The 22,266-nt window shown below is 40.1% G+C and carries 18 protein-coding genes; 12 read left to right on the top strand and 6 right to left on the bottom strand.

The window, feature by feature from the left end:
• Positions 1 to 7: 7 nt before the first annotated feature.
• From Q0779_RS12870 to yegQ, 3 genes are all read right to left on the bottom strand, one after another.
• Complete coding sequence (locus tag Q0779_RS12870; RefSeq protein ID WP_298773114.1) at positions 8 to 1,534, bottom strand: APC family permease; 1,527 nt, start codon at positions 1,532 to 1,534, stop codon at positions 8 to 10.
• 157 nt (positions 1,535 to 1,691) lie between these two features.
• Positions 1,692 to 1,943 carry a YfhL family 4Fe-4S dicluster ferredoxin gene (locus tag Q0779_RS12865; protein WP_298773113.1) on the bottom strand — a complete coding sequence of 84 codons (252 nt, stop codon included), beginning with the start codon at positions 1,941 to 1,943 and terminating at the stop codon, positions 1,692 to 1,694.
• Positions 1,944 to 1,945: 2 nt separating this feature from the next.
• A complete protein-coding gene (gene yegQ / locus Q0779_RS12860) occupies positions 1,946 to 3,346 on the bottom strand; it encodes a tRNA 5-hydroxyuridine modification protein YegQ (protein ID WP_298773111.1) in 1,401 nt (466 codons plus the stop codon).
• Positions 3,347 to 3,953: 607 nt separating this feature from the next.
• Between yegQ and Q0779_RS12855 the strand changes: the two genes are divergently transcribed.
• Entirely contained in the window at positions 3,954 to 6,335 is a 2,382-nt protein-coding gene (locus tag Q0779_RS12855; RefSeq protein ID WP_298773110.1) for a hypothetical protein, read from the top strand.
• Positions 6,336 to 6,423: 88 nt separating this feature from the next.
• On the opposite strand, the gene Q0779_RS12850 is transcribed toward Q0779_RS12855, so the two are convergent.
• Both Q0779_RS12850 and yjgA read right to left on the bottom strand, forming a co-directional pair.
• Positions 6,424 to 7,602 carry an alpha-hydroxy acid oxidase gene (locus tag Q0779_RS12850; RefSeq protein WP_298773109.1) on the bottom strand — a complete coding sequence of 393 codons (1,179 nt, stop codon included), beginning with the start codon at positions 7,600 to 7,602 and terminating at the stop codon, positions 6,424 to 6,426.
• Positions 7,603 to 7,770: 168 nt separating this feature from the next.
• Positions 7,771 to 8,313, bottom strand: coding sequence for a ribosome biogenesis factor YjgA (gene yjgA, locus Q0779_RS12845; protein ID WP_298773108.1), 543 nt, complete (start codon positions 8,311 to 8,313; stop codon positions 7,771 to 7,773).
• A 151-nt stretch (positions 8,314 to 8,464) separates the two neighbouring features.
• On the opposite strand from yjgA, the gene pmbA reads away from it, so the two are divergent.
• The 5 genes from pmbA to Q0779_RS12820 all read left to right on the top strand — a co-directional run bounded on the left by pmbA (position 8,465) and on the right by Q0779_RS12820 (position 15,365).
• On the top strand, positions 8,465 to 9,805 hold the full coding sequence (pmbA, locus tag Q0779_RS12840) for a metalloprotease PmbA (protein WP_298773107.1): 1,341 nt from the start codon (positions 8,465 to 8,467) through the stop codon (positions 9,803 to 9,805).
• A 426-nt stretch (positions 9,806 to 10,231) separates the two neighbouring features.
• Positions 10,232 to 12,088 carry a carotenoid oxygenase family protein gene (locus Q0779_RS12835; RefSeq protein ID WP_298773105.1) on the top strand — a complete coding sequence of 619 codons (1,857 nt, stop codon included), beginning with the start codon at positions 10,232 to 10,234 and terminating at the stop codon, positions 12,086 to 12,088.
• A gap of 56 nt (positions 12,089 to 12,144) precedes the next feature.
• Positions 12,145 to 13,758: a D-arabinono-1,4-lactone oxidase gene (locus Q0779_RS12830; protein ID WP_298773102.1), complete on the top strand. Its 1,614-nt coding sequence runs from the start codon at positions 12,145 to 12,147 to the stop codon at positions 13,756 to 13,758.
• 387 nt (positions 13,759 to 14,145) lie between these two features.
• Positions 14,146 to 14,688, top strand: a complete 543-nt coding sequence (locus Q0779_RS12825) for a hypothetical protein (protein WP_298773101.1) — start codon at positions 14,146 to 14,148, stop codon at positions 14,686 to 14,688.
• A 134-nt stretch (positions 14,689 to 14,822) separates the two neighbouring features.
• Positions 14,823 to 15,365, top strand: coding sequence for a GNAT family N-acetyltransferase (locus Q0779_RS12820; protein WP_298773100.1), 543 nt, complete (start codon positions 14,823 to 14,825; stop codon positions 15,363 to 15,365).
• Here Q0779_RS12820 and Q0779_RS12815 read toward each other — a convergent pair.
• Positions 15,362 to 16,090 (bottom strand): aspartate/glutamate racemase family protein, encoded by a 729-nt coding sequence (locus Q0779_RS12815; RefSeq protein WP_298773099.1) that lies wholly within the window; start codon positions 16,088 to 16,090, stop codon positions 15,362 to 15,364. The genes Q0779_RS12820 and Q0779_RS12815 overlap by 4 nt on opposite strands.
• A 136-nt stretch (positions 16,091 to 16,226) precedes the next feature.
• Here Q0779_RS12815 and Q0779_RS12810 point away from each other — a divergent pair, with 136 nt between their 5' ends.
• From Q0779_RS12810 to Q0779_RS12785, 6 genes are all read left to right on the top strand, one after another.
• Entirely contained in the window at positions 16,227 to 16,676 is a 450-nt protein-coding gene (locus Q0779_RS12810) for a hypothetical protein (protein WP_298773098.1), read from the top strand.
• Between the two features lie 11 nt (positions 16,677 to 16,687).
• Positions 16,688 to 17,920 (top strand): L-2-hydroxyglutarate oxidase, encoded by a 1,233-nt coding sequence (lhgO, locus tag Q0779_RS12805; RefSeq protein WP_298773096.1) that lies wholly within the window; start codon positions 16,688 to 16,690, stop codon positions 17,918 to 17,920.
• A gap of 120 nt (positions 17,921 to 18,040) precedes the next feature.
• A complete protein-coding gene (locus tag Q0779_RS12800; RefSeq protein WP_298773095.1) occupies positions 18,041 to 18,385 on the top strand; it encodes a metalloregulator ArsR/SmtB family transcription factor in 345 nt (114 codons plus the stop codon).
• A gap of 29 nt (positions 18,386 to 18,414) precedes the next feature.
• Positions 18,415 to 19,425, top strand: a complete 1,011-nt coding sequence (locus tag Q0779_RS12795; protein WP_298773094.1) for an ArsJ-associated glyceraldehyde-3-phosphate dehydrogenase — start codon at positions 18,415 to 18,417, stop codon at positions 19,423 to 19,425.
• On the top strand, positions 19,419 to 20,660 hold the full coding sequence (gene arsJ, locus Q0779_RS12790) for an organoarsenical effux MFS transporter ArsJ (protein ID WP_298773093.1): 1,242 nt from the start codon (positions 19,419 to 19,421) through the stop codon (positions 20,658 to 20,660). The genes Q0779_RS12795 and arsJ overlap by 7 nt, the downstream gene beginning before the upstream one ends.
• A 177-nt stretch (positions 20,661 to 20,837) precedes the next feature.
• Positions 20,838 to 22,223 (top strand): sodium:alanine symporter family protein, encoded by a 1,386-nt coding sequence (locus Q0779_RS12785; RefSeq protein ID WP_298773092.1) that lies wholly within the window; start codon positions 20,838 to 20,840, stop codon positions 22,221 to 22,223.
• The last annotated feature ends 43 nt before the right edge of the window (positions 22,224 to 22,266 follow it).

Raw genomic sequence — 22,266 nt, 5'->3', positions numbered from 1 at the left:
GCCCTTTTTATTTTTCATGTGTAATCGATTTTTGATTGACTAATAACATGTGGAATATGATTGAAGCAATAATATAGATAATATAATAGCTTAAATCATGTTGGATCAGTGCATCTGCAATGCTGTATACAATAACAAATAGCATGTAGGCGAAGATAGTCCATGCTGAAGCAAGAGCTTGTAAGATAGACAATATTTTATTATGGGGATGTATACTGCAAGCGTAGCTGATGAAAAAGGCGACATGCAGTAAAAGGGCAACAGTGAGATTTTTAATTCCACACAATAATAAAAAATAAGAGAGTACAATGAAGGTCAAACAAGAGAATAATTGTGAATAAGGCAATATTCTAACGGGGAAACCTTCCGTTGACTTTAATAACTTTGAATAGGTTACCGGGAGTGCAATGCAGGATATAATAATGAAAGTCGTTGTTAACCCAGCTATTAGCTGCCAATTTCGAAAGAAGAAAATTAATACTAATGAGCAAATAAAACTTAAAATCAATGCTCGTCTTGAAAAAAGTATCTTTAGATCTCTTGTGCCAAAAAATGCAGGCATTTGTTTATGTTTAACCATTTCATTGAGTTGGCGAGAGGCTATGCCTAGATATAATAATCCTGTTCCTGTTGGGCTTATCACAGAATCTGTGTAGAGAATAATAACAATAAAATTCAGTCCAAGAATAGCAGCGAGTTGAGCGAGGGGAGATTCAAAATTTAAATGTGTCCACCCCTGTGTTAGCATTTCTGAGGGCAATGCTCCAATAAAAGCGACTTGCAGTAACAAGTAAATGATCAATACAATAACGACGCTACTGATAAGCGTGATGGGAATATTTCTTTTAGGATTTTCCAGTTCGGCACAAAAAGACACGGCAGCTTGAAAGCCAAAAAAAGAATAAAAGATCCCACTGGATACGATAGCGGTTAATACACTATTAAAGCCATAGGGCATGAAACTATTTTGATAAGCCGTAAAGTTGCTTGTATCGAATGCAGTAATGATGAAAATAATCGCCACACTGGCAGGGACAATAATTTTGATCCAGGTAATGGCATTGTTGACGCGCGCTAAAAAGTGGATCCCCCAATAATTAACCAGTAAATAAAATAACATAAATAATGTTGTTAGGCCCATTCCTAAGCTTGTAATCTCTCCATTATTAAATAAATAAGGGGTCCATATCGGGTTGACTGTGGCGACGTATTGCGTAGAGGCTATGGCCTCAGAAGGAACGAGAATGAGGCCCAGTAACCAATTTGATATGCCAGTGACAAAACCAAAATGTTGATTATGTGATAAGCTGAGCAGCCGAGTAAATAAGCCATTTACTGGATATTTGATGGCAATCTCAGATAATAAAACCGCCATAATTAAGACAATGATCGCACCGATTATCCAAGATAAAATGGATGCAGCCCCCGCTACTTGAGATGAGTAGTATGCGGCAAATAACCAGCCACTGCCTATCATAGTACCGATACTAAGAAAAATGGTTGAAAGTAAACCTGGTCGATTTTGTTGAGGCACTTGTCACTCCATTATTTCAATGAATCTATGGTTGAAGTGGGGGGAGGCTGAATTATAGGTATAATTGCTTTTTAATGTCTTCGCAAGCGTGATCGCAGCTATATCTCCAAGCGGCCAGAATATCGCTCTTCTTTTGGTCGCTTAGTCATATTGTCTTTTAATGGGGATTGGTGATCATGTGATATTTTATTAGCAGTGCATCACGGGTTTCTTGATGAGCGGGATCCGGGTCAATACAGGTAATAGGGCACACTGATTTACAGGTCGGCTTATCATAATGCCCCACGCATTCAGTGCATAATATGGGGTCAATTTCAAAAATTGACTCGCCTAATGTGATAGCTTGATTGGGACACTCAGGCTCACACATATCACAATTAATACATTTATCATTAATGAGTAACGCCATGATTAAGCGCTCACAGTGTGCATTTTCTTGCCTTGTGGGTGAGGTTGCCGAGTATCGTGTTCTTGGGGTAAGTTGCGAAGTAATATGGCTTTGTGAATATTCATATCAGCGGGTACGTTTAAAAACACAAAGTGACCAGAGCCTAAGCCGAAGGTGACCGTTTCATTTTTTCGATTTAACAGTGTTTCAATCGTCAAGGTAAGGTTACCTTGAGGTGTCATGATTTCAACACTGTCACCCACTGAAAATTTATTTTTTACATCGATCTCTGCCATGCCAAATTCATTATACTTTCCTGTAAACTCACCGATAAATTGCTGGGTATCGCTGATTGAGTAGCCATAATCATAGTTTTGGTATTCATCATGAGTATGTCGACGTAAAAAACCTTCAGTATAGCCGCGATGGGCTAAGCCATCTAAGTTATGCATTAAGCTGCGATTAAAATCTTTACCAGCGCTGGCATCTTCAATGGCTTGGCGATAGAGCTGCGCGGTGCGAGCCACATAATAAAACGACTTGGTTCGCCCCTCTATTTTTAGTGAATCTATGCCCATTTTTGTGAGTCTTTCTACGTGTTGAATGGCTCGGAGATCTTTTGAGTTCATAATATAAGTACCGTGCTCATCTTCAAATGCAGGCATATATTCGCCTGGGCGACTCGCTTCTTGCAATAAGATAATATCATTAGTGGGCGCTGTTATATCTTGAGTTTCATTTAAGTCAGGGGAGTGGAGCTGAACGTCTGGTTTGATTGCGACAATATCACCATTGTTGGTTTCTTGAGCGCTGTGAACATCATATTTCCAGCGGCAAGCGTTCGTGCAAGTGCCTTGATTCGGATCGCGTTTATTAATATAGCCTGATAATAAGCAGCGACCAGAGTAGGCCATACATAACGCGCCATGAACAAAGACTTCAAGTTCAATATCGGGGCAACGTTGGCGAATTTCTTCAATTTCATCAAGGGATAATTCACGGGATAAAATAACGCGCTTAATACCTTGTTGCTGCCAGAATTTAACTGACGCCCAATTAACGGCATTGGCTTGCACTGATAAATGGATCTCTTGCTCTGGAAAAGCCTCTCTCACCATCATAATAAGCCCTGGATCAGACATAATCAGCGCATCAGGCTGCATTGCAATGACTGGCTGCATATCTTTAATATAGGTTTTCAGTTTTCCATTATGGGGGGCAACATTACTGACCACATAGAGTTTCTTATTTAATGAATGGGCTTCTTGAATGCCTACTTTCAAGTTTTCTAAGCTAAAGTCATTATTTCGTACTCTTAAGCTATATCGAGGTTGTCCGGCATAGACCGCATCGGCGCCATAGGCAAAGGCATAACGCATATTCTTTAAGGTGCCAGCAGGCGATAATAACTCAGGTGTAGACATAATGACCTCAACAAAAAGGAATGGTAAAAAGCAAACTATAGTAATTCACCGTCAATCCGCGAGATCCTACTTTACGTTTGAGGATTGAATCAAATGCTTCTGGTGCTTATTAAAATGCAATGACGGTTTCTTTGATTAAGATCAATTAAGTTTGAGAATGTTTAATGAAAAATAAATTGATATTTATGGCTTGATGATTTTTTAAATTTTCTAATAAACAACCTCAATCCTTGAACAATGTTTGAGTCTAGTTCAAGTAAAAGTCCACTTTAATTATGTCTAACAGTAAATGAATGTAACTAGATATTTCTATTTTAATCGCTATTAATTTAATAAAAAGTTCATTTTCATAAGGAGTATTAACATCAATTTAAATATTTATGTTTTGTTACATTCATTGTTTATTTTATTTTGTTTTTTTTACAATTAATTGTGATTGAGTAAGTAATCTAAACTGAATACTTCCTTAATATATTATGTGAACTGATATTAATCTTGTTGACGATTATATATTATTCTTCGCCTTACGTTTATTACTCGGTAATTGTTTTTCACCGTGTTATGACGTTATACAAGATTATTTCAATTAACACAGAGGTTAATCGTTTTGAAAAAACATATATTCTCTTTAAGTACGTTGATTATGAGTATGGGGGCTTTTCTGCCTTCTATTGCTTCAGCGAGTCTTATGTCATGTTCTACTTATAATACTGCTGGATTAGAATATGTGACTTGCCACTTTGGGGCAAGTAGTGATGATCGTCCAAATCAATTAACTCTTAAACAAATTATCGAATATGCTAATGAGGATCGAAATGATGATGAAGGTGAAGCAATAACGGAAGACACGCTGTCTTATTGGCAAGCTTGGGGAGCGAAAGGCGGTAATCAGGGGGGGGGTAACGGAGGGAAGCGTGGTTATAGTGAATTCTTTACGACTTTGGCAACATTAGGTCAATATGAATACCGAGACGGATGGTCTAAAGGGCTCGACCAAAAAGTGAATATGTTATGGGGAAGAACTGGGAGTAATAAGCAAGGTGCATCTTCGACTATGTTTTGGTTACTCGATGATCCAGCTACTATGGGAAGTGCACCAGATAAAGACTCGTTATTATTAATTGCTGGAGGTGGGGGAGGTGCGGCTGATGCAGCTTTCTCTTCAAATAAAGATGGAGGGGATGGTGGGCAAGTTTGTCGTTATATATTAGATCAAAATAATGTGTCTTTTTGTGGTAGTAAGCATGCGATTGCTCTTGACACCAATGCCGATATAATTAAAGGAGTTTATGCTAGAGGGAATAGAGGCCGTGGAGATGGAGGTAAAGGAGGTGGAGGATCGAAGGCCGAATCCGGGGCTGAAAATTATAGACTCGATTATGGAATCAAGGAAGACGATAGTGGAGATAAGCCTGAAGACGATGCAGGCTATTCTGGGTTTGGAGGTAAAGGAGGGGGCACTGATTGGGATAATAGTAAATATAGCTATACTGGTAGTGATGGTGAATCCGTTACGGATTATCGATTCTCTTTTGTGAATGGTTATACAGCAGGCAAAGGAGGGGTTGGCTCCTACGGAAATGGTGGTGGCGGATTTGGAGGAGGGCAGGGGGGAACATCGAACGGAGAGGCAGGTGGTGGCGGTGGAAGCTTTGCTATAAAAGGTATGACACCAAGCGCTAAGATAAAAATGTTACTACCTGATTTAAGAGTATCTAATCGTACATCGGGAAAAACAGGGGCTGAAGCGGCGATTACTTTTTTTATTGGTGAACGAGGAGATATTGAGTGGAGTAGAGCTTTAGAATCGACCTCATTTTCTTTACCGAATAAAAACCAGCGAACTCAAAATTTTGCGGCGGACTTTGTTAATGAAGGTGAAATAGGAGGCGGGGTAGTTGCTTATTTGAAAGATGATCAAAATTTAGTGTATTACCGAGTGAAAACTTGGAATAGCATTAGCCATCCCAATAGCGATAATGACGAAGGTGATAGCAATCAAGATACTAATCTGAGTGAGACTGACAATCTCTATACCACTGTTTGGGGGCCTGAAAAGTTAATGTCAGGCAGTCAAAAAAGTTTACAGGCATTATCGGTGGCTATCGCGCCTAACGGTGTTGATGGTAAACACACGGTGATATTAGTGGGTACTGGTAATGAAAATAATCCGAACTTATATGTTCAAACAGGATTGTTTGATACTGTAACGGGTAATGTCACGTGGAGTGGCGTTTACACTGAGCTTGATAAGAGTGAAAATAAAGAGAAAAAATATCCAAGTGTCACAATTTCTCCGACTTCGGGTCGGCATGCGGTGTTAACGTATCGCACCAATGGCTATACACGAGTGATGTTAGGTGACATTAGCCGAGATGCTAATAACCAGCCTATTGTTACGTGGTCAGACAGAAGTAAGGTGGGCTTTGGCAATACTTACAATGTGAATACCCGCTTTGTTTCAGATGCTCATGTTGTCTCTGTGGGGACTAATAGTAAAGAAAATGATTCTACCTTTAAATTAAAGATAGGACATATCAGAGAAGAGGACAATGACGTCGATTATCAAGACAATACGATTGAGCTGGATAATATTAACGGACGCATACCGCATATTATTGCAGACAGAGTGAGTCAGGTTGATGAAAGTTCAGGAAATAGTGACACTTTGGGTAAGCTTATCTATACAGATATGGACTATACGACAAACAAAACATGGTCATTAAATGTCGTTTATGTTAGCCATTTATCAATGAAGCTTAATCAAAATTTCGTGAGCGATGCTTATAGAGAGGTTGAAAGTGAATTAGTCATAAGAACTGAGTACGTTCCTGAATTATGGCAAGAACCCAATGATACCGATATGATGCAAACAGTGAGCAATATTTCTTACATCAATAAAAATAACGTTGAATCAACGAGGCTTATAGTATTAAAAAAGGATTTCGAAAATATTATTAGGACTTATATTGGAGGTTCTGAATACTAATATGCAAATAGGATGTTTGAGTTAGATGAATATGTGTTCTTTTTAATTGGCATTGATTAAATTAGTCAATGCCAGTTTTTATGTAGAATCAACCTAAGTAGGCTCTACCCGTTAATTCATCAATATTATTCGCGCCCACTTGCTGCATCACTTGTGTGAGCTGCGCTTTGAGCATGGCAATGGCGTGCTGGCCGCCCTCATTGCCCAGAGCACAAACACTGTACATAAACAGCCTACCAAGAAAAGTAAATTGTGCCCCTAATGCCAAACAGCCTGCAATATCGGAGCCGGAGCGTAAACCGCTGTCCATCATAATGGTGGTCTTGTCTTGGTAACGCTTTTGTAATTGTATGAGTGGCAGTAAAGGTGACTCGCCGAAATCTAGCTGTCTGGCACCATGATTGGAGAAGATGACCCCATCACTACCTAATTTAATGGCTTGCTGTAAATCATGTTCACTCATTATGCCCTTGATGATTAGATTGCCAGGCCAGTTATCTCGAATGGCTTTCAGACTATCAAAATCAAGTCCGCCCATAGTCGCCGTATTCATGAGTTCTGTGAGTTCTTGTTTTTGACTGCCTGCAGCCATATAAGGTGTTAAGTTTTTAAATTGGGGAATACCTTGTTTGAGAGTGCTGATGCTCCACGTGGGCTTGATGGCCGCTTGATAAATATTTTTCAGGGTGAGTTTGGGTGGCATCGCAAGACCATTGTGAAAATCTCTTGGCCGAAAGCCAAAAGTGGGCACATCGATGGTAATGACTAAGGTTTTATATTGCATGACCTTAAGCCTATTTATAATATCGTCACGAATACTGGGCTCAGTGGGATTATATAATTGATACCAAGCGTGACCTTGGCTGACCTCGGCAATACGTTCTAGTGACTCAGATGAAACCGTACTTAAAATATACGGTATGTTATGTTCAAAAGCCGCTTTAGCAAGAATAATGGGGGCATTTGGCCACATTAGCCCCTGTAACCCTATAGGCGCAATTCCCAAAGGGGCACTGTAGGTATGGCCAAATAATGAGACTTGGGTATTAACTGTTTGATGAGGTGTACGACTTGGAGTGATATAAGCAGGTTCAAAGTGAAGGCTGTGCATGACTTGTCGATTACGCTGCAGGCCAATATCATCCATACAACCTTCGATTAAATAATCATAGGCAAATTTCGGAATACGCTGCTTCGTTTTTTGTTTAAGTTGTTTACTGCTGGCGTAAAGACGATTAAACCGTAAATCCATGGCTGATTTTGACATGGCGCGACTATCCCTGTAAGCGATTAATTAAAGCAAAGGGTAGCATGGATCCATTGCCATGATTGGCTTTTACAAGATGTCTAAGCGTTTGGAAGGGCGCCTATATACCCAAGTCACTTCAAAGTATAATTTTGTAAGTGACTTGGGTATATAAACTGTTCGGCAATATTAGCTATTTATTTCATTTCTAAGATAAAGGCTAAACTCTTTTGCCGTTTTTGACTCATTGACATCAGGGTTTTTGGCAAGCTCTTTATGGGTTTGACGAACCAGCTGCCTGAGTTTTTGTCTCTCAAGTTGTGGGTGCAGTTCAAGTAATGATTGAATAGCGATGTCACCTTCAGCCAATAATTGGTTACGGGTTTTATCGGCAACGTTTGTTTTAGCGCTCTCGTTGTGATTTTGATTGAGCACATTTTTTAGCGCGATTTGCAGTGCCTCAATATCTTCGTTGCGCATGATTTTACCAATAAACTGTAACTGACGGCGATGAGCTTCAGTATTGATTTTAATGGTTTTTGCTTTGAGTACGTTGTCGAATAGCAGTTCATCGAGGTCTAGTTTCTCAAGTTGGCTTTTGCTCAATGAGACAAGGCGCTTGCCAAGATCTTGATAAATCGTTATTTCGCGCTTGGTTTCAGCACGGCTGACATAATCGTCATTTTGATCATAAGGTTGTTTAAAGTGTTCTGAGTCACCAACAATGTTCATATATAAAAATCTCTAGCTAAATCTGCCTTTATTCTAGCATTTTTCCCTTGTTCAAACCAGTTACATAGGGATAGCATAAAAAATGAAAATGGGATTAATGAATGGGGTTTGTTATGCTAAAGGTATTCCCGCTAACTTATAGAGTACGTTTGTGTCTTCATCTAGCATTGATATTGAATTAGCCCCCCTGAAAAATGCCGTTGCTATGGCGCTTGAATTTGCCGCCAGTTTAGGAACGAGCGCCGCTGAAGTGGCGATCAGTAAGCAACAAGGTTTATCGGTTTCGACTCGGTTAAAAGAAGTGGAAACTGTTGAGTTTAATAAAGATGGTGCCTTAGGGATCACCTTGTATCGAGGCGGCTGTAAAGGCAGTTCATCTACCTCTGATTTGAGTCCTGAAGCGATTAAAGAAGCAGTTAAAGCGGCTGATGGCATTGCGCGTTTTACTTCAGAAGACAGTTTTAGCGGTTTGGCTGATAAAGACAGAATGGCAACAGAGTTCCATGATCTGCAATTATATTATCCAGAAGAGATCAGCCCGGAAGCTTTGACTGAGTTAGCGGTCCGCGCTGAAACGGCGGCTTTGGATGCTGATGAGCAAGTAAAAACGTCAGATGGCGCAAATGTCAATGCGCATACTGGTTTTAAAGTGTATGGCAATAGCCATGGATTTTTACAGGGTGAAGCAAGTTCTCGTTATAGTTTAAGTTGTGTTGCCATTGCTGAAGCTGAAGGTAAAATGCAACGAGATTATGATTATACTGTTGCAAGGCAATTACATGATTTAGTCTCCCCCGAAGTCATAGGCCAAAAAGCGGCGCAAAAAACCGTCGATCGTCTTCATGCTCGAAAAATTGCGACAACAGCGTTGCCGATTTTATTTAGCCCAGAAATTTCAACGGGGCTAATAGGGCATTTAGTCAGCGCAATCAGCGGTGGAAGCTTGTACCGAAATTCAAGTTTTTTACAAGATGCGCTAGACACGGATATTTTTCCAGATTGGTTCAGTATTACTGAGCAGCCTCATTTACAAGGTGGACTGGCGAGTGCCAATTTTGATTCAGAAGGTGTGGCAACTATTGATCGCCATATTATCGATAATGGTCGATTAGCCAGTTATTTGCTCACCAGTTATTCAGCTCGAAAATTAGGGATGAAGAATACGGGGCACGCTGGCGGTATTTATAATTGGACCTTATCTCATACGGGGCAAACTTTTGCTGAGTTAATTAAAGAAATGAATACGGGCTTGTTGATTACTGAAGTGATGGGCCAAGGGGTGAATGGAGTCACAGGCGACTACTCTCGTGGTGCTGCAGGTTTTTATGTAGAAAATGGAGTGATTTTATATCCTGTTGAAGAAATTACTATCGCTGGTAATCTAAAAGATATGTATAAAAATATGGTGGGTGTGGCGAAAGATCAAGATTTGCGTTCATCCATTAGAACTGGCGGTATATTATTAAGTGACATGAAAGTGGCTGGGAATTAAAGTAAGACTATTTTCTTATTCATATGGTAAAAGTATTTATTATCTAGACTTAAGTGGGGCCGCTATTATTAGGCGGCCCTTTTTTGTTTCTATTTTATTTGGATTATTTTCTCATCTTTAATAATGTAAAATCACAGATTTAATTATCTATTATTATTATAGGCTTATAGTTTTTGTTTTTATATGTTGATGCTTTTTTTGACATAATAATGTCAACTTTTATTAATGGAACTGTTTGTTGTTTTTTTCTTTTCATTCAGTTGTTTGTGTTTTTGTTGTTTTGACTTTACACTTCATTTCCCTAAGTTTATAGATTGTAACTGTTGATTGTTTTTTCTTTTTCTTAAGTTTAAAGTCGTGCATTAGTGAGCGCTAAAGAAGTCTGGCGAACTCTTTTATACCAACATTTCATTTAGGTAAAAGAAAATGAATCGAAGAGACTTTATTAAAAGTGCTTGTGCACTTTCAGCTTTACCGACTATTGGTTTTTCCAGTGAAATAAAACCAATGGATAGTTCAACTTTTCCCACTTCTATTATGAATGCCAGTTTATCTGCGCAATCAGGGGAGTTGAATATTTTATTTGGTCAATTGCCCAGTGATATTTACGGGCATATTTTCATGTGTGAAGGGATCCCATTAGAAGTGGATCAATTAACGCCTAATGGAAGAGGAGCATTAACACGCATTGATTTTCCTGCAGGCAATAATTCTTCTGTGTCTTTTACTCGAAAAATGATTAACACCCCATCCGCCATAATGCAGCAGCATGTTACCGGGTTATTTGATAAGTTTTCCTTATTAGGAGGGACCGTCTATTTTAGCATGAATTTGGGCTTCATGAATTATTGTAACACAGCGCCTAATTACATGGGGAATAACCGATTTGCATTGAGTTATGAAGGAGGAGTGCCCTTTGAATTTGATGCTACAACATTGGAGCTTGTGACGCCTATTGGTGAGTTATCTGAGTGGAGAACGAGTTTACCGCCTTTTGCTGATGTATTAGCACCAAATAAGTGGTTATTTCCGCAGATCCGCACAACGGGGCATCCTTATTTTGATCTTAATACTCAAGAGTGTTTTACCATCAATTATGGGGGAAATACGGGTGATACAGGAACAAGAAATGGTTTTATTCAGCTGATCCGTTGGGATGAGGTGGGTCCATTTGAATCGTGGCAAGTTAAGCTTAGAAATGGAGACAATGCCTATATTTCAGCAACATCACATTCATTAAGTGTGACTCGGCAGTATATTTTGATTTTTGAAACTGCTGCAAGAGTTGAAAATTCACGTATTTTAGGTATTCGTAGCGTGACGGCTCAAAAGCATCGTACGCCCGTATGGATTATTCGAAAAGCCGATTTAATGGCTGGTCAAGCGGATGTCCTAGCTGATTACCTCGAGCTTGATTTTGACACGTCGGATATCATGTGTAATTACAATGATGATGGCAATGTGGTGACCTTATATGGTCAATATTTAGGAGCCATGGATAAATCTGAGCCGCAATTTGACTGGGAACAGTTGTATTTTGGTGGAAGAGTGGATGACAGCATTGCGGGCTATCCAGCCGCCCCCATGGATGTCGGAGGGCTAGTACGTGCACGTATTCAAGTGAATACGTTAAGTGCTACCGAAATTAAACCGGACTTTGCTGTGATACGTGATGAGCACCTTTGTTGGGACATGAACGATCCAGCTTATCGAGGCCATTTTCAATTTCCAGATACGTTTGAACATATTTATTGGTCCGCCATAGGTTATCGTCCTGAGCATTTGGTGAAAAGAGTGGCGAAAGCTTATGAAGATTACCCTCAGCGATATTATACCAATGACAGCTTACCTCAAGAGGCGATTCCGTCAGCATTAATCCATATGGACTGTCACAGTATGACGATCAGTGATAGTTATCAATTTCCTGAAGATTGCGTAATGCGAACGCCACAATTTATGTCGGCTATTGGCTCCAGTCGGCAAGATGAAGGTTATGTATTGACCTTTGTGGTTCGTAAACATCCTACACAAGCAGAAACGAATGGCAAAGAGTTGTGGATTTTTGATGCTCAAAATTTAAGTCAAGGTCCAGTGTGTATTTTAGGGAGTCAAGGTTTAAGCTTTGCAACTACCAATCATGCCCTTTGGGTTCCGAGTATTGGTCCACGTCCCGTGACGGCATATAAATCAAATTTAAGTCAACATTTTTTAGATAAAATGCCCTGCCATTCGAGTGAAGTGCAAGAAATATTGACGACTTATATTTTACCTAAATTTACTTAATAGACAGATTAAAAATAGAGTGAACACCATAAAAACTCAGATCAAGGGAGATGAATATGAAGTTGAAAAAAAGTGTGTTGGGGATCTTAGGTATGGCCAGTGTTATTGGCCTGTCTTTTGGTTTGTATTCTACAGAAAATCCAACTGAAACACTGTCTAATTATCAAAATACCTATGAATGCCGTCCTGCAGTAATTCATGCACCCCATTCGGTGGAAGAAGTGCAGCAAGTGGTTATCAATGCGTTAAATGAGGGAAAAAAAGTCATGACGGGTAATCGTAAGTTTGCCAGTCAAATTGATGCGGCTTGTGCAGGTGAAGGGCAGGTACAGATCACATTAGAGAAGATGAATAATATTGTGTCATTTGATGCCAGTAGTCAGACAATCACAGTGCAAGGCGGAATGCGTTTTAATGACTTGAACGACTTTCTTCGTAGTCAAGAGCTTAGCGTTAATATGGTGACAGAGCTCGGTATTTTTACCATAGGAGGGATGTTGGGCAGTGGGACTCATGGGTCAACGTTAACGAAAAAAAGTAATATGCTGGCTGATTATATTACTGAAATGAAAATTGTTGATGGATTGGGAGAAGTGAGAACATTGACTGGCGAAGCCTTGAATGCTGCGAGAGTGAATCTTGGTGTACTCGGGGTGGTGGTTGAGGCGACCATTCAGCTTGAATCAGGCTTTAAAGTGTCGGCAGATGTACAAGGTTACATGAGTGATGATGGCTTAGAAGACATTATTTTAGACATTGCTCGCAATAATTATTCAGCCAACATTGCTTGGTTTCCTGGCATTGGTCGATATGCCACGACCTTATACAATGAAGTGCCGTTAGACACGCCGGGTAATGCTTATAATGCTCAAGCAGATGTTTCTGATATACAAGAGTACTTTTTTGGTTTGCTGTTTGATGCCCTGCATGAAGTGCCCGGTTCGGGGTTACAGTGCCTTGCGGCCAAAATTCGTTATGGTGCCCGAGATGAGTCGTATTTTAGGGATATAACGTCTGGCAATGTGTTGGCCAATCCTGTGGGAGAGTCAGATCAAATGCAGTATTTTGAGTGTAAAGAAACCGATGCTTGCGTATGGGATAAGTTGCCTATTGCTTTGCAAGAGATCGCGATTCCATTAGAAGAGTTACCTAATTGGATCCGTGATGTTCGAGAGGTACTTGCGTCTCATGACAAAACCTGTTTTCCCCTTAATGGCATTTATTTTCGTTTTGGTAAAGCATCATCGAGTTACTTAGGTATGAGTGCAGGACGTGATACGGCTTATCTCGGCATTGAATATACGTTAAGGCAAGAAGGTAACGCCGTGCCTAAAAATTATTTTGTGAATCTTGAGATTGAGCAAATGTCTATTCGAAAATATGGCGGCAGGCCGCATTGGGGGAAAAACTCAGTGGCGATTTTTGAAAACATGCCTGAAAAATTTGATAAGTGGGATGACTTTTTAGCCTTTAAACAGCAAATGGATCCACATAATGTATTTACTAATCCTTTTTGGGAACGTGCCAAAGGTGATGATGGACTAGAAAACTATCTCACACCTGGGTGTAATGCAAGAGGAGAGTGTTACTGTGAAATTGATGAGCATTGTGCAGAGGGAAGCAGCTGTCAAATAGGGGCTTGGTATACACAAGCTAAAATCTGTCAATAATCACTTTGAACCTTTAGTCCTCTTTGCCGCTGCCAGAGAGGACTTTGTCATTGTAGTGATTTTTTATGACTTATATGATTGTTATTAATAATTTTTATTTCTTTTGGTTATAAATTATTCTTTTTAAGTGTGACAAATTTACAAATGGAGTAAATTGGAGGTTAAGTTTAAAATTGAAATATTTATTTAAAACGAATAAATGATTTAAAATTATTTAATTTCAATTTGTTATATTTTTATATTGTCATTTTACTTGAAGCGTATAGATGTGTTTTGAGTGAAGATCTCTTTGGTTATTGTTCGTTTCTCATCCATAAGTATGATTGTACAGAGGATCTTGTATAAGTAATATGCAATCAATTCTTATCATTAACATTGTGTGCAGCCATGAAAATATCTTACATTTTAAGTGCTTTGTTTGGTCTGTCACTCACAACAGAACCTGTTCAAGCCAGTTCAATTGAAGTTTATACGTTAAATAATGGTTGCAATGCCTCTGCGGCTATAGAAATGAGTTATAAAGGTACCCTTGAGGTGCCCTCAAGTGTTGAACAGGTTAATCTTAATAATGAAAAAGTAAAGAAAGGTCTTACCTATGGTATTGATTGGTATGATGATTTACCCATATCACTCGAGGCTGGTAATGCATTAGCCATTAACTGGTTTTTGCCAAAGCATAAACGGGATAACGCTAAAAAAGAGAGGATCAGCACTGCTTTTTTTGAGGCTTATTGTGCCAATACTAACGAAAAACTCGGTGAATTTGAAATTGATATTAAAGCCAAATATAATCAGTTTGGCTTGTTAGAATCAAAAGAAACAGGTTTTCGGCATGTTAACTTTTATGGTAAGCAATGCGGCTTTTATAAAGTCACGGCCAGAAGCTATTCTCCCAAATCATTACAACTTGCCTGTTTTAGTACTAATTAAACGGCTTTCATCAACACGAATATAAGCATTCAATAATTTGCTTTTTTCTTTATTCTTTTTTTGACGACTTTTAATTGAATAATGACATATTTATCAATAATATGTTTTTATCTTCAATAAGAAAAGGAAGTCTAATGCACATCACTCAATCTACACGTTTAAGTTATCGTTTAATGGAAGATTCTGATGCTGAATTTTTATATCAGCTCGATCAAGATCCTGAAGTGATGCGTTATATTAATGGTGGTAATAAAACATCCCGCGAAGATATTCATAGTATCATGTTACCTCGAATGCATTGCTATAAAAATACTGATAAAGGTTGGGGGATGTGGAAAGTCACTGTCATAGAAACTCAGAAAGATATCGGGTGGATTATCGTGAGGCCGATGGATTTCTTTTCGACGACTTTAGAGCCTCAATGGCGTAACTTAGAATTAGGTTGGCGCTTTTTCCAATCGTCTTGGGGAAAAGGCTACGCCAGTGAAGCCGCTAAGCATATAATGAATGCTTTGCTCATACAAACCCCCAATTTGACCTTTAGCGCCATCGCGAATGAAGTTAATGATGCTTCTATCAATATAATGAAGAAGCTGGGTATGCGTTATGTGAAGACTTATTTACATCACGATCCTCTTGGAGATTGTGATGTGGTGCTGTATCAGATAGCGAGTTAATCGCTATCATTGCAGAGCATGATTTCTTCTGAATTGGATAGAGCAATATCGATAGCCGCCTGCATATGCAGCTCAGTGGTGTCATATAATGGTACGTTGGTATCACTTTTGTTCACGAGTAGCCCGATTTCAGTACAGCCGAGGATCACGGCTTGTGCTCCTTGCTGGTGAAGTTTATTAATGATTTCTAAGTAGCGTGTTCGGGATGAGTTCGATATGACGCCTAAACATAATTCTTGATAAATAATATCATGTATCGCTTGCCTTTCATCTTGATTCGGGGTGATGATTTCGATGCCAAATTTATCTGTGATCCTCCTCTTATAAAAGTCTTGTTCCATGGTGAATTTTGTTCCCAGTAACCCAACTTTTTCCATGCCATCTTGGGCGAGCTGCTGAGCGGTCGCATCGGCTATGTGTAATAGGGGAATATTGATAGCGGTTTCAATTTGAGGTGCCACCTTATGCATAGTGTTAGTGCAGATCAGTAAAAAATCGGCACCACCGGCTTCAATATTCTGTGCGGCTTTGCTCAGTATTTTGGCCGCTTCATCCCACTGACCTAAACGTTGATGTTTTTCTATTTCATCGAAGTTGATGCTGTATAAGCAGACCTTGGCTGAATTTAATCCACCCAGTGATGCTTTAATTTCTTGGTTGAGTCCTTGATAATAACTTAGGGTGGACTCCCAGCTCATACCCCCTAATAACCCTATCGTTTTCATTTATCTTTACCTTCATTATTGAGTACTGATGATGGAGTATCTAACCTGAGTTCAGGTTATCTCATAAAACACGCTATACAGTATTGTATGAAATTGACATTGTTACTTATCGGCATGATAGTTAGGGCTAATCAACATGATTAAGATGAAAAAAATTGAAGGTAATTTAGTATCAGGACATCAGGTTGCTTCTGGAATAGCAAAAGACAGTCCTTTTTCTAAAGGAACGATTGCGATGCAAACACCTTATTTTTTGAAGGCTGGATTAGATTTATCATTTTGTTATTCAGGGACGTTAAATATTGATCTTGGTTATGAATTTACATTGTCGTCGCCTGATTTTCAATTTGATAAAATCAAATGGGCTGAACAGTTCCCCGCAGAGTCATTTTCTTTTTTTAAGTGCTCTGTTTTCAATGGGCATGTATGGCAACTTGGGTATATTTATTTACCGCATCCAGAAACAAAATTGGGCCACTTTCAACAAAGCACAGTGATAGAAGTGCTAACCGCTAAGCTTGAGAATGTTCATTATGGAGATAAGATAGCGATTAATATTGCAAGATCTAAGTTGGTTCGATTATAAAGGGGTTCAGTATGCCTTCAGTTCATTCAGAGGTTGATGTAAAAGCAACACATGGACAGTATGATTATGTGGTGATTGGTGCGGGGATTGTCGGGATGGCGACGGCGTGCGAATTACAAAAGCGTCAACCCCATGCGAGTATTGTCGTCTTAGAAAAAGAGCGGGCTGTGGCATTACATCAAACGGGACGTAATTCAGGGGTGATCCATGCAGGAGTTTACTATGCTCCAGGGAGCCTAAAGGCTCAGTTTTGTACGCAAGGCAACCGAGAGACGAAAGCATTTTGTCGTCAACATGGAATACCTTTTGAAGAATGTGGCAAGTTAATTGTGGCGACGCACGCCGAAGAACTTGCTCAACTTGATATCCTTATGGAGCGGTGTCACGCGAACGGCATTGAGGCGGTTAAACTCGATGCCAATGCCCTTAAACAAAAAGAGCCTAACGTCACAGGGCTGGCTGCATTATGGGTCGCAGACTCTGCGATTGTGAATTATCAGCGCATAGTGCAAGTCATGGCCCAAGAATTTGTATCTTGTGGTGGAGAAATACGTTTTGAAGCAAAGATTGTGGCCATTCAAGAGAGTAAAGGTGTACAAGTACAATGCCAACAAGGGAAAATTGAAGCGAAACAATTGATCGCTTGTGCCGGGTTGATGGCAGATAGATTAGTGAGCCAGTGTGGTATAGAAGCCGATTTTCGTATTTTGCCTTTTAAAGGTGAATACTTCCTCTTAGATCAAAAACATGATCAGGTGGTGGAACATTTAATTTATCCGGTTCCCGATCCAAAAATGCCATTTTTAGGGGTTCATTTAACGAAAATGATCGATGGTACTGTGACTGTAGGACCTAATGCGGTGTTGAGCTTGAAGCGTGAGGGCTATAAAAAATGGGATTGGGCGTTTAAAGACAGTATCGAGGTATTCAGTTATGCAGGCTTTTGGCGAGTTATTGCGAAATATTGGCGATCGGTATTCAGTGAGATAAAGAACTCGATGTCAATACGCGGCTATTTACAGCGGGTGAATCAATATTGTCCAAGCATTGAGTTACAAGATTTACAGCCCTATCCTTGTGGTATTCGCGCGCAAGCGGTATCAATAAAAGGTGAGTTATTGTCTGATTTTCATTTTCAATCCAGTCAATATACTTTTCATGTGTGTAATGCTCCTTCTCCAGCGGCCACATCCGCTTTACCCATCGCTCGCTATATTGTTGATAAAGTGATGGATAAAGCGTAATTTGATTGTTTCGAGATCAAACCAGATATCACCTATTTTATGGATATATGGATATCCGTATATATGTATTATATACTGCTTATAGTGAAATTTTTCCATTTAAAATAAATAGGGCTTAAAGTGTCTCCAGTGTCTTTTTTCAAGGCGTTAAGTGATGAAACACGTTTACAAATCATCATGATGATCGCCAGTGAACATGAATTGTGTGTGTGCGAGTTGATGGCGGCCTTAATGTTGAGTCAGCCAAAAATTTCTCGTCATTTAGCCTTATTACGTCATCAAGGTGTGTTATTGGATAGACGCCAAGGTCAATGGGTTTTTTATCAGATCAATCCAGAATTACCCGTATGGGCAAGTCATTTGATCACAGCGATCAGTGTAGAGCAATCCCCTCAACAGACAGAAAATATGCATCGGCTGACTCAAATGGGCAGCCGTCCTGAGCGCCAAAATGAGTGTTGTTAACGCCTCTAAATAGGAAGAGTGAATATATCATGGCAATAAAAATAGGTATTAATGGTTTTGGTCGCATGGGGCGTTTGGCTTTGAGAGCGGGGTGGGATTGGCCTGAGTTTGAATTTGTACAAATCAATGATCCGGCGGGTGATGCGCAGACATTAGCCCATTTATTGAATTTTGATTCTATCCATGGTGTTTGGCAGCATCAAGCTGAAGGATTTGATAACGGAATTCAAATAGGCAATGCACAATTAAAAGTGAGCCACCATCAACATATTGCTGAAACAGACTGGTCAGCATGTGACTTAGTGATAGAAGCATCCGGTAAAATGAAAACCAAGGCGCTATTACAAGCTTATTTAGCGCAGGGGGTGAAGCGTGTTGTTGTTACGGCTCCAGTAAAAGAAGAGGGTGTATTAAACATTGTGATGGGAGTGAATGAATCGTTATACGATCCTGATGCTCACCGGGTGGTGACGGCCGCATCGTGCACTACTAACTGTCTTGCGCCCGTCGTCAAAGTGATCCATGAAAGCTTAGGAATAAAACATGGCTCAATGACGACTATCCATGATATTACCAATACCCAGACGATTCTCGATGCCCCTCATAAGGATCTGCGTCGTGCTAGAGCCTGTGGACAAAGCCTTATTCCCACCACAACAGGCAGTGCCACTGCTATTACCCATATTTTTCCCGAATTAAAAGGTAAGCTAAATGGCCATGCGGTTCGAGTGCCTTTGGCCAATGCATCGTTAACCGATTGTGTGTTTGAGCTGGAGCGAGGAACAACTGAGGATGATGTTAACACTCTGCTGAAAGAGGCTGCAGAGAATGAGCTCAATGGTATTTTAGGGTTTGAAGAGAAGCCCTTAGTGTCAATCGATTATAAAACGGATCCACGTTCTTGTATCATTGATGCTCCTTCGACTATGGTGGTGAATGGGACTCAACTAAAACTTTATGTGTGGTATGACAATGAATGGGGTTATATCAATCGTACGATTGAATTGGTTCGCATGATTGGACGATTAGATCATTGTTAGCTCATATTCGAGGTTTACCTTTATCGGTGAGACAATATTTATTGATCACAGGTAACTATTGGTGTTTTACTCTAACCGATGGTGCCTTGAGAATGCTGGTGGTGCTGCATTTTTACCAACTCGGGTATGATGCGCTGGCGATTGCCAGCTTATTCTTATTTTATGAATTCTTTGGTGTGATCACGAATTTAATGGGAGGCTGGTTTGGAGCGCGTGTTGGATTAAATCGCACCATGAATATAGGTTTAGGACTGCAAGTTGCCGCCTTGTCGATGTTACTTGTACCACCCGAGTGGCTCATTGTACCTTGGGTGATGGCGGCTCAAGCCTTATCGGGGATAGCGAAAGACTTAAATAAAATGAGCGCAAAAAGTGCGATTAAGAGCTTAGTGCCTAATAATCAAAATAGTCGGCTTTATCAGTGGGTGGCATGGTTAACGGGCTCAAAAAACGCCCTTAAAGGGACGGGCTTTTTTCTCGGCGGGCTGTTACTTTCTTTAGTTGGTTTTACCTTAACGATCACCTTAATGGCGGTGGGCTTAAGCTTGATTTGGTTGTTGAGTATTTTGCTACTCAAGGAGGAATTTGGTAAGACTAAAAATAAGCCTAAATTTTATGACATTTTTTCAACGAGTCGCGCGGTTAATTTATTGTCTATGGCGCGTTTATGCTTATTTGCTTCTCGAGATGTGTGGTTTGTGGTGGCATTACCCGTTTATTTGTCGAGTCAATTAGGTTGGGCGCAAGTGGATGTGGGCAGCTTTTTAGCGGTTTGGATCATTGCTTATGGTTTAGTGCAGTCTCAGGCGCCTAAAGTCACGGGACGCAACAAGATGGGACCAGATGGACGGACAGCATTGTTATGGGGAGTGGCGCTGTTGATGTGTATGGGGATCATTGCTGTTGCCATGCAATGGCCTATTTTTACGAGTCAATGGCTACTTATTATCGGATTGATCATTTTTGGTGCTATCTTTGCTGTTAACTCTTCACTTCATAGTTATTTAATTGTGAATTATGCAAAAGAGGATGGGGCTTCACTTGATATTGGTTTTTATTATATGGCGAATGCACTAGGGCGGCTTTCTGGTACCTTGTTATCGGGCTGGCTTTATCTGAGTTCAGGTTTGCAAGCATGCCTTTATATGGCGGTGATTTTCTTGGGCTTGACGGTTATTTTATCCATTTTTCTTCCTCGAGTTGAGTATTCAACAACAAAAAGTGTGTCTCGATAAGTTAAAAAACAACCCATTAATGGTCGATTAGCGTGTTTTGCTTTTTCAATTTGTTTTTTTTCCATGTAATCTGTATGGAATAAGAAAGTGGTATGTCCCCTGAAAATGCAAAGATGCTAGCTTTTATTTTCTAGGGAAATAATAAAAATGAATATAACAACAAATTGAGGGGTTACAATGGAAACATTGAGTGAATTTATCAGTGCGATTAACGCAGTGGTATGGGGAACTCCCATGCTTATTATGATCTTAGGCGTTGGATTATTTTTATCTTTGGGGCTGCGTTTAATGCCTGTATTGAAGTTAGGAACAGGTTTTAAATTACTCTGGTCAGGACGTACATTAAGTAAAGATGCCAATGTTAAAGGCGAAATAAGCCCGTTTAATGCACTAATGACATCTTTGTCCGCAACCATAGGGACAGGTAATATTGCTGGAGTCGCAACAGCTATTTTTATTGGTGGTCCTGGAGCCCTCTTTTGGATGTGGTGTACAGCACTTGTGGGAATGGCGACTAAGTTTGCTGAGGCCGTATTAGCTGTTAAATACCGGGAAGTGGACGGCGAGGGGCGCAGTGTGGGCGGCCCTATGTATTATATTAAGAATGGATTGGGGAAAAAGTGGGCTTGGCTAGGTACAGCTTTTGCCTTATTTGGTTCTGTTGCCGGCTTTGGGATTGGTAATACGGTTCAAGCAAACTCCGTGGCTGATGCACTAACGACTAATTTTGGGATCCCAAGCTGGGTGACTGGATTGGTATTAATGTTATTGGTCGGTGCGGTACTGATTGGCGGCATTAAACGTATTGCTGAAGTGGCTGGAAAGCTTGTGCCCTTAATGACCATTTTTTATATTGGTGCTGGATTAGCCGTGTTAATGATGAATTTTGCTCAAATCCCAGCGGCGTTCAATTTAATTGTGCAAAGTGCTTTTAGTCCCGTAGCCGCTCAAGGTGGATTCGCTGGCGCTGCGGTTTGGGCTGCTATTCGTTTTGGTGTTGCAAGAGGTGTTTTTTCCAATGAGGCTGGCTTAGGCAGTGCACCCATTGCTCATGGTGCGGCGAAAACCAATAACCCGGTAAAGCAAGGCTTGGTGGCTATGCTGGGGACCTTCATAGATACTTTAGTTGTGTGTACGATTACTGGACTGGCGATTGTGGTGTCTGGGGCCTGGACATCGGGTGAAACTGGTGCTTCGTTAACGTCTTTAGCTTTTTCTTCTGCTTTACCTGTAGGGCATTATGTGGTTGCAATTGCATTAAGTGTCTTTGCTTTTACGACCATTTTAGGTTGGAGCTTTTATTGTGAGCGCTGCGTGCAATATCTATTTGGTATTAAAGCGGTTAAACCTTTTAGAATTTTATGGATTGTGGTTGTGCCATTGGGGGCGGTGAGCTCACTTGAATTTGTTTGGTTATTGGCTGATACACTGAATGCTATGATGGCGCTGCCGAATTTAATTGCATTGACTTTACTCAGCCCCGTTGTTTTTAAACTCACCCGTGAATACTTTGATGGTAAAGGTGTGGTTGAGTTGGATGATGGCGTTGAACTAAGTAAATAAGATAAGCAATACAAATGGATGAAGGTGTGAATGAGCACCTTTT

The organism is uncultured Shewanella sp. (genome assembly GCF_947491715.1).
GTDB lineage: Bacteria > Pseudomonadota > Gammaproteobacteria > Enterobacterales > Shewanellaceae > Shewanella.
The sequence above is the reverse complement of the archived record's forward strand: the minus strand, read 5'-3'. Positions and strand labels throughout refer to the sequence as shown.

Bases quoted from the DNA above. Each gene is read 5' to 3' on its own strand.
- yegQ (WP_298773111.1), bottom strand. From the start codon at position 3,346: ATGTCTACACCTGAGTTATTATCGCCTGCTGGCACCTTAAAGAATATG.
- yjgA (WP_298773108.1), bottom strand. From the start codon at position 8,313: ATGAACATTGTTGGTGACTCAGAACACTTTAAACAACCTTATGATCAA.
- Q0779_RS12785 (WP_298773092.1), top strand. From the start codon at position 20,838: ATGGAAACATTGAGTGAATTTATCAGTGCGATTAACGCAGTGGTATGG.
- Q0779_RS12795 (WP_298773094.1), top strand. From the start codon at position 18,415: ATGGCAATAAAAATAGGTATTAATGGTTTTGGTCGCATGGGGCGTTTG.
- Q0779_RS12820 (WP_298773100.1), top strand. From the start codon at position 14,823: ATGCACATCACTCAATCTACACGTTTAAGTTATCGTTTAATGGAAGAT.
- Q0779_RS12825 (WP_298773101.1), top strand. From the start codon at position 14,146: ATGAAAATATCTTACATTTTAAGTGCTTTGTTTGGTCTGTCACTCACA.
- Q0779_RS12830 (WP_298773102.1), top strand. From the start codon at position 12,145: ATGAAGTTGAAAAAAAGTGTGTTGGGGATCTTAGGTATGGCCAGTGTT.
- Q0779_RS12835 (WP_298773105.1), top strand. From the start codon at position 10,232: ATGAATCGAAGAGACTTTATTAAAAGTGCTTGTGCACTTTCAGCTTTA.
- Q0779_RS12865 (WP_298773113.1), bottom strand. From the start codon at position 1,943: ATGGCGTTACTCATTAATGATAAATGTATTAATTGTGATATGTGTGAG.
- Q0779_RS12815 (WP_298773099.1), bottom strand. From the start codon at position 16,090: ATGAAAACGATAGGGTTATTAGGGGGTATGAGCTGGGAGTCCACCCTA.
- lhgO (WP_298773096.1), top strand. From the start codon at position 16,688: ATGCCTTCAGTTCATTCAGAGGTTGATGTAAAAGCAACACATGGACAG.
- Q0779_RS12810 (WP_298773098.1), top strand. From the start codon at position 16,227: ATGATTAAGATGAAAAAAATTGAAGGTAATTTAGTATCAGGACATCAG.
- Q0779_RS12850 (WP_298773109.1), bottom strand. From the start codon at position 7,602: ATGTCAAAATCAGCCATGGATTTACGGTTTAATCGTCTTTACGCCAGC.